The sequence below is a fragment of the Bradyrhizobium sp. genome, assembly GCF_049512235.1.
Taxonomy (GTDB): Bacteria; Pseudomonadota; Alphaproteobacteria; order Rhizobiales; family Xanthobacteraceae; genus Bradyrhizobium.
In genome coordinates, this window is sequence record NZ_JBEKXH010000306.1 from 1 (window position 1) to 7,895 (window position 7,895).

The following is a 7,895-nucleotide window of genomic DNA, read 5'->3' on the forward strand; positions in this document are numbered from 1 at the left end:
ACGACCTTCCGCCAGTTCGACGTCATTGTAAAAAACGAGGCGGAAGAGACCATCGTTTCAGTTGTCGAAAGTTTGAAACGCGGAACATTTGAGGGCGTGCCGGGCATTTCGTTTGTTTCAAACGGCACGTTCAAAACCAACTCCGGCAACTCGCTCATTGCCAATCTCGATAACCTTCCGATTCCCGCATATCATCGTTACCCCATCATGGAACTCGGGCTGACCTCGCTGCGTGTAGATGCCGGACGCGGATGTCCTTTCCAGTGCACGTTCTGTTCAACGGCTAGTTTTTTCGGACGGCAGTACAGATTGAAATCTGCCGACCGATTGCGCCGCGAGCTCGATCATCTGAACGCCATCTACGGGGTCTCCGACTTTTCCCTCACGCACGATCTTTTCACCGTCAATCGGCGAAAGGTTTTGGAATTTTGCGACGCGGTCGAAGGGCGCGGCTACACCTGGAAGTGTTCTGCTCGCCAGGACTGCGTGGACGATGAGCTTCTTGCCCGTATGAGAAAGTCAGGATGCACTTCAATCTATTATGGCATCGAAGCCGGGTCCGAGCGAATGCAGAAGATCTCAAAGAAGAAACTGGATTTGGGCATCTTCGAGAAAACCTTGAGCACCACGCAGCGGCTTGGAATGTCGGCAACGGTGTCATTCATCACTGGTTATCCGGAGGAAACGAAGGCGGATCAGGACGCCACGCTCGAGCTCATTGGAAGCTGCTTTGACAAGGATCTGTCGCCGCTGAACGTTCAGCTACATTTGCTGACGCCGGAACCCGGCACCGCGCTGCTAACCCAGTACCAGAACGATATCGCGTATGACGGGCACATTTCGGACTTCAATTTTCCCACCCTGGAGTTGGACGACGGAACGGTGATTTCGAGCTATCCGCAGGTATTCATCAATCATCATTACTTCCCGGCAGCCCTGCCCAGGGATCGCCACATATTCGTGACGACGATCTACCAGCACTTGTACGGACTGGGCTTCCCGTTACTAAGATATGTCTTGCGTCAGTTCCGGCGCAATTTTGCCAACCTGATCGATGCAATGGATGACTGGCGTACTCGAAGAGGCCGGTCACCTCAAGCCGATCAGTGCACGGTTGAGGATTTTTTTGGTGATAGGTTTGGCCGGTCGCATCATATCGCTGGTCTTGTCAGGTATATGTTGCAAGCGACCGAGCTCCGCAGAAGGTCTTCTAACGAGCTGCTGCGCCATAACCGCCGTTCGAATGGTGACGAACCGTCGCTTTCTCTAAGTTCGAGATCTGCCTTGGTTTTGGGGGTGCCAGACTGCAGCCAGATCCTTGAACTGCTGTCGGACGACCGGGCATCGTCGATCCCGTCGGACCTGCTGTCGCGTCGCTACGACTTTCTCCTGTGTCTTTCCGATCACGACAAAAACCACGTTGTTAATTTCAAGCTGAACAAACCCAGCGTTGCTGCGTTTTCCTATTTGTTCGAGCCTCGTTGTAAAGCCGATTGGCTGACTTTCGAGACGTCGACCGGTTACCCAGCGCCACCGGAGGAGTTTCTAATGGAATATCTGGCGCGCGGGGTTCTGGAAGTCGCGGGCGATACTCTTGCCAGCTGAAGCAAATCTTGTAGCCGTCATCGAAGGCCATTTTGCCAGCGAGCTGCTGCTAGGCTTGCTTCGCGCGGGAACTCTAAAACTTCTGGAGAGGCCATGGCGGATCGATGATCTGTCATTGGCTTGCGGAATCGAAACTGCCGCCCTAAAGCGATGTCTGGACTATCTGACGGACGCAACGACGGTAATTGTGCGACTGAAAAATGGCCGGTACCAGCTTGGGGAATGCGGGTTTGCCGAACTGGCGTTCCAGCTCGAAAAATTCATAGGTGCCTATGGCGGGTCGATTCGAGGTCTCGGCGCGGCGCATGAAGCTAAGGGGATCGATCATCGAACTGACCAGGAAGCCCTGGCAACGGCCTTCAGTTACACGGCTGGGACCGGAACTCCAATCGCACAGCATTTGCATCGCGCGGGCGTCGGTAAAATGCTTGAGCTGGGATGCGGTTCGGAGCCGCTTGCCATTCAAATGGCGCTGCTCGACGATCGCTTTGAGGGACTTTGCATCGATAGCAGCGCGCCAATGTGCCGGCTTGCGGCACGTCGCATCCGAAGCACGGGATTGCGATCGAGGGTTCGCGTCGAAAGGGCCCGCGTGCAGGATATTCGTTCGGTGGTCTCCGCGCCCGAGCGTAGAAGCTACGATGCCTTGTTCGGAAGAAGCATACTGAATACGCTATTCGGCGGCTGCTCGAGCGAGGCGGTGTCGTTTCTGGTTGGCCTGCGCAGCGCATTTCCCAACTGCAGAGCCTTTTTCATCGATTACTATAGTGAGCTGCATGCGAAGCGGCCCAAATTGCCGGCGCGCCGCGTCGCTCGTTTGCAAGACTTGGTGCAAATGGCTTCCGGCCAGGGTCTCCCGCCAAGCAATCGCGGGGCATGGGCGGCTCTGTATAACGACGCCGGGTGCCGCCTTGCTGCTGCCCGCGACTTTAACGATAGGGACATCAGATGGTTCATTCACGAGGTCCATCTTTGATCCCACCGAGAGATCATATTTTCGGCCCCATGCCAGCTCAGCCCGTTGGCGTGAGTACGCCAACGAACGAAGCGCTTTTGCCGAAATGAAAATCCCCTAGAGATGGCAGTCTCCGGTCGTAAGGCATTGTCGGCGAAACACCGGACCTGTAACGTCTGGTGATCGCTGCCTAAATGCTTCGCTTTTCTGCCATTCGAACACCGAGAACTTCATGCATTCAGCATTCGATACCGCGCCCTCGGCATCTTCTGTCCCCATTATCTTCGCGACCAAGGCAACATGGGACGCAACCTGTGACGAACTTGCCCCGCTTGCCCGGCAGTTCGCGCAAGCCAATGGTTTCGCGGCCAAACCGGGAGCGTGCCTCACGCTGCCAACCCTGCAGGGACACATCGCGCAGGTTCTATTCGGCCTGGAGGACGCAACCAGCACCACCCGTGACCTGTTCCGACCAGGGCTTTTGCCAGGTCTTTTGCCGCCGGGCACTTATCGTTTTGCCAACGCGCCACATGATACCCGCCTCGCCGCGCTGGCCTTCGCGCTCGGCAGCTACCGCTTCGGCCGCTACCGCAAGAGCGATGCGCGCGAAGTCAAATTGGCGCCCCCCGATGGCATCGACATCGCCGCCATCACGCGAATGGCCGACGCAGTAACGCTGGCGCGCGACCTCATCAATACGCCGTCGAACGACATGGGGCCGGAACAACTGGCGCTGGCGGCGCAGCATCTGGCGCAGCGCTTCGGCGCCGATTTCAACTGCATCGTCGGCGACGACCTGGTGCGGCAGAATTTTCCGCTGATCCATGCGGTGGGGATGGCCTCGTCACGCCCGCCGCGACTGATCGATCTGAGCTGGGGCGATCCGGCCCATCCCAGGGTGACGCTGGTCGGCAAGGGCGTCTGTTTCGATACCGGCGGCCTCGATCTGAAGCCGTCCGCCGGCATGCTGATCATGAAGAAGGACATGGGCGGGGCCGCCAACGTGCTGGCGCTGGCCATGATGGTGATGGATGCGAGGCTCAAAATTCGGCTGCGGGTCCTGATTCCCGCGGTCGAGAATGCGGTCGCCGGCAACGCCTTCCGTCCGCTCGATATCTTCCCCTCGCGCAAGGGCTTCAATGTGGAAATCGGCAATACCGACGCCGAAGGCCGGCTGATATTGGCCGACGCCCTGGCGCTGGCCGACGAGGAAAAACCCGATCTGCTGATCGATCTGGGCACGCTGACCGGTGCCGCGCGGGTGGCACTGGGGCCGGATCTACCGCCCTTTTATACCAACGACGAGACGCTGTCGGAGGATGTCGCGCGTTGCGCGAAAGCCGAAAACGATCCCTTGTGGCGATTGCCGCTGTGGCCGCCTTACGATAGCTGGCTCGATTCGAAAGTCGCCGACCTCAACAACGCGCCGTCAGGCACGTTCGCCGGCTCCATCACCTGCGCGCTGTTCCTGCAGCGGTTCGTCGAGCATGCGAGAAGCTGGCTGCATGTCGACATCTATGGCTGGACGCCGGTGGCAAAGCCGGCCCGGCCCGAGGGCGGCGAATGCCAGGCCGCCCGCGCGATCTTCAAATTGCTAGGCGAGCGCTATGGATGATCCGCGCCTGACCCCGGCGCGGCCCGACCTCGCCGCGAAACATCTCGAAGGCACGATCGAGGCGGCACGTTTTGTCAGTGGCGAGGAATTCGAAATTGTCGAAGCGCTGGCGCCGCTGCGCGAGGCGCCCTCCTCCGAGGCCATGCTGACGACACAGGCGCTGAAAGGCGAACGCGTCACCATCTATGACCGCAACGACGAAGGCTTTGCGTGGGGCCAATTGAACGGCGACGGCTATGTCGGCTGGCTTCCCGATCGCGCGCTCGCAAAACCCGCTGCGGCGCCCACCCATAAAATTACGAGCTTGCGGACCTTTGCCTTTCCCGGCCCATCGATCAAACTGCCGCCGGTCGAAACGCTGGTCATGGGGTCCCTGGTCACGGTGATCCGTCAAGACGGCCCTTTCTCCGTGACGCAAGAGGGCTGGCATCTGCCTCCGAAGCATCTCGGCAGCATCGACCGGCATGAAGAGGATTTCGTCGCAGTCGCCGAACGTTTCGTCGGCACGCCCTATCTGTGGGGCGGCAAGAGCAGTCTTGGTATCGATTGTTCGGGGCTGGTCCAGGTGTCGCTGAACGCCGCCGGCATCTTCTGCCCGCGCGACAGCGACATGCAGCAGAATGGCCTCGGCAGGACATTGCATCCGGCGCAATGCGAAGACCTGCAGCGCGGCGATTTGATCTTCTGGAACGGCCATGTCGCCATCGTGCGGGATGCCGGCACCCTCGTCCACGCCAATGCCCATCACATGGCGACCGTGATCGAAAACACCAGCGCCGCCGTCGCCCGCATCAAGGCCGCGGGCAGCCAGATCGCCGCGATCAAGCGGCTGACCTGAGATGCGACCGACTCACGTCGCGGCGCCGGGGGCGGCTTCCAGCCGGAACGCGGCGGCAAACAGCGCGCGCGTATAGTCTGACTTTGGATTCTTGAACAGCTGCGACGCCGGCCCTTCTTCCACCACCTTGCCCAGCCGCATCACGATCAGGTGGCTGGCGAGCGAGGCGACCACCCGCAAATCATGCGATATGAACATATAGGTCAGGTCGCGCTTGCGCTGCAGCTCGCGCAAGAGATCGACCATCTGCGCCTGGAACAGCATGTCGAGCGCGCTGGTCGGCTCATCCAGCACGACGAAATTCGGCTCCAGCACCACGGCACGCGCAATGCTGATGCGTTGGCGCTGGCCGCCGGAGAATTCGTGCGGATAGCGGAATCGCGTCGCCGGATCCATGCCGACATCCCGCAGCGCCTTGATCACGCGCGCCTCGCTCTCGTCTTGCGAAAGCCCGGGCTGGTGCACGCTGAGGCCTTCGGCGACGATGTCGCCGACCGACATGCGCGGGCTCAGCGCGCCGAAAGGATCCTGAAACACGATCTGCATGTCGCGGCGGAACGGCCGCATCGCCTTGAAGCGCAGGCCCTGGATATTGCTGCCGAGAAAAACGATTCTGCCATCGGAGGAGATCAGCCGCAACAGCGCCAGCCCGAGCGTGGTCTTGCCGGAGCCGGACTCGCCGACGACGCCGAGCGTCTCGCCCTTGCGCACCTTCAGGCTGACGCCATCGACCGCCTTGATATGCCCGACGGTCGAGCGCAGCAGGCCGCGCTTGACCGGAAACCAGACTTTTAGATCTTCCGACGAGATCACGACAGGGGAATCCGGCCGCGGCGGCGCCGGATCGGGCTTGGGCTCGGCCGCGAGCAACGCCCTCGTGTAGGGGTGTTTCGGCGCGGTGAAGACCTGCTCCACCAGCCCCTGCTCGACGATCTTGCCGCCATTCATGACGCAGACCACGTCGGCAATGCGGCGCACGATGCCGAGATCATGGGTAATGAACAGCAGGCTCATGCCGAGCCGGGTGCGAATTTCCGCCAGCAGCGCCAGGATCTGCGCCTGCACGGTGACATCGAGCGCCGTGGTCGGCTCGTCGGCGATCAGCAAATCCGGCTCGTTGGCGAGCGCCATCGCGATCATGACGCGCTGGCGCTGGCCGCCGGACAATTGATGGGGATAGCTCCCAAGCCGTGCTTCCGGATCGGGAATGCCGACCTGTGTCAGCAATTCGAGCGTGCGCGCCCGCGCCATCGCGCCACGCACGCCAGAGTGCAGCTGCAGGATTTCGCCGATCTGGGACTCGATGGTGTGCAGCGGGTTGAGCGAGGTCATCGGTTCCTGGAAGATGATCGAAATGTCGTTGCCGCGAATGCCCCTGATCTCGCGCTCCGACAGGGCGAGCAGTTCCCTGCCCATGAAGCGGATGCTGCCGGAGGGGTGCGAGGCCGTCGGATAGGGCAACAGCTTCAGGATCGACAGCGCGCTGACCGATTTACCGGAGCCGGATTCGCCGACCAGCGCCACGCACTCGCCGCGCTTGATCGAGAAGGAAATGCGATCGACCGCGATCGAGATGCCGCTGGGCTGATGAAAGGCCACCGATAAATCGCGGACCTCTAGCAGGGGCTGGTTGATGGCGTCCATCAGCGCGTCCTATCTAAATGTCTTGCGCGGATCGAACGCGTCGCGCGCGGCCTCGCCGATGAAGATCAACAATGACAGCATGATCGCGACCGCGAAAAAGCCGGTGAAGCCGAGCCATGGCGCCTGCACGTTGGCCTTGGCCTGGGACAGCAATTCGCCTAGCGAAGGCGAGCCCGGGGGAAGGCCAAAACCGAGGAAATCCAGCGCGGTCAGGGTCATCACCGACGAGGACACGATGAAGGGCAGGAACGTCATGGTCGCGACCATGGCGTTGGGCAACAGATGCCGGAACATGATCACGGCATTGGAGACGCCGAGCGCGCGCGCCGCCATGATGTATTCGAAATTGCGCCCGCGCAGGAATTCGGCGCGCACCAGACCGACCAGCGATACCCAGGAGAACAAGAGCAGGATGCCGAGCAGCACGAAGAAACCAGGCACCAGCACCGAGGACAGGATCAGCAGCAGGTACAGCGAGGGAATGGCGGTCCAGACCTCGATGAAGCGTTGAAAACCGAGATCGATCCAGCCGCCGAAATAGCCCTGCACGCCGCCGGCGGCGACGCCGATGATCGAGGAGATGATGGTCAGGCTTAAGCCGAACAGCACCGAGATGCGAAACCCGTAGATCAGGCGGGCGACCACGTCGCGGCCCTGGTCGTCGGTGCCGAGCCAGTTATATTCGAGGTCGCGGCAGCTTTTCAGGCCTTTCTTTTGCACCACGTCCCTGCACTCCGCCTCGGTCAGCAGCCAGGTCGGCTTCGATGGCGCCGGCGTCGGCAGGTCGAGATTGTGGGTGTCGTAGGAATAGCGGATCAGCGGCCAGACGATGCTGCCGCCCTTGTCCTTGATCAGCTTCTGCAGGTAAGGATCGCGATAATCCGCCGCGGTCTCGAAGTCGCCACCGAATGTGGTCTCGGAATAGCTGACGAAGGCCGGGAAATACAGATGTCCATCGAACTTGATCAGGAACGGACGGTCGTTGGCGATCAGCTCGGCGAACAGCGAGACGAAGAACAGGATCAGGAAGATCCAGAACGACCAATAGCCGCGGCGATTCGCTTTGAAATTCTGCCAGCGGCGGCGGTTGAGCGGCGACGGGCTGAACCGGTGGCGCGTCATCGGCACGGCCTCGCCGAGCGGCGCTTGCGTCGTGGTTTCGATCGGCGGCAGCGGCGCGGTGATTGTCATCAGACCTCCCGCGCCTCGAAATCGATCCGCGGATCGATCCACATGTA

6 protein-coding genes are annotated in these 7,895 nt (G+C 60.7%); 4 read left to right on the forward strand and 2 right to left on the reverse strand.

The window, feature by feature from the left end:
• The 4 genes from ABSG20_RS24090 to ABSG20_RS24105 all read left to right on the forward strand — a co-directional run.
• On the forward strand, positions 1-1,605 hold a 1,605-nt coding region (locus ABSG20_RS24090; protein WP_423867008.1), incomplete at its 5' end, for a B12-binding domain-containing radical SAM protein.
• Positions 1,595-2,581: an SAM-dependent methyltransferase gene (locus ABSG20_RS24095; protein ID WP_423867009.1), complete on the forward strand. Its 987-nt coding sequence runs from the start codon at positions 1,595-1,597 to the stop codon at positions 2,579-2,581. The genes ABSG20_RS24090 and ABSG20_RS24095, both read left to right, overlap by 11 nt.
• A 211-nt stretch (positions 2,582-2,792) precedes the next feature.
• Positions 2,793-4,175, forward strand: coding sequence for a leucyl aminopeptidase family protein (locus ABSG20_RS24100; protein WP_423867010.1), 1,383 nt, complete (start codon positions 2,793-2,795; stop codon positions 4,173-4,175).
• The gene (locus tag ABSG20_RS24105) at positions 4,168-5,013 is read left to right on the forward strand and encodes a C40 family peptidase (RefSeq protein ID WP_423867011.1); all 846 of its coding nucleotides are present in this window, start codon (positions 4,168-4,170) and stop codon (positions 5,011-5,013) included. Before ABSG20_RS24100 ends, ABSG20_RS24105 begins: the two co-directional genes overlap by 8 nt.
• A 12-nt stretch (positions 5,014-5,025) precedes the next feature.
• On the opposite strand, the gene ABSG20_RS24110 is transcribed toward ABSG20_RS24105, so the two are convergent.
• Positions 5,026-6,657: an ABC transporter ATP-binding protein gene (locus ABSG20_RS24110; protein ID WP_423867012.1), complete on the reverse strand. Its 1,632-nt coding sequence runs from the start codon at positions 6,655-6,657 to the stop codon at positions 5,026-5,028.
• Positions 6,658-6,666: 9 nt separating this feature from the next.
• On the reverse strand, positions 6,667-7,848 hold the full coding sequence (locus tag ABSG20_RS24115; protein ID WP_423867013.1) for an ABC transporter permease: 1,182 nt from the start codon (positions 7,846-7,848) through the stop codon (positions 6,667-6,669).
• Between the last annotated feature and the right edge of the window lie 47 nt (positions 7,849-7,895).

Bases quoted from the DNA above. Each gene is read 5' to 3' on its own strand.
- ABSG20_RS24105 (WP_423867011.1), top strand. From the start codon at position 4,168: ATGGATGATCCGCGCCTGACCCCGGCGCGGCCCGACCTCGCCGCGAAA.
- ABSG20_RS24110 (WP_423867012.1), bottom strand. From the start codon at position 6,657: ATGGACGCCATCAACCAGCCCCTGCTAGAGGTCCGCGATTTATCGGTG.
- ABSG20_RS24100 (WP_423867010.1), top strand. From the start codon at position 2,793: ATGCATTCAGCATTCGATACCGCGCCCTCGGCATCTTCTGTCCCCATT.
- ABSG20_RS24115 (WP_423867013.1), bottom strand. From the start codon at position 7,848: ATGACAATCACCGCGCCGCTGCCGCCGATCGAAACCACGACGCAAGCG.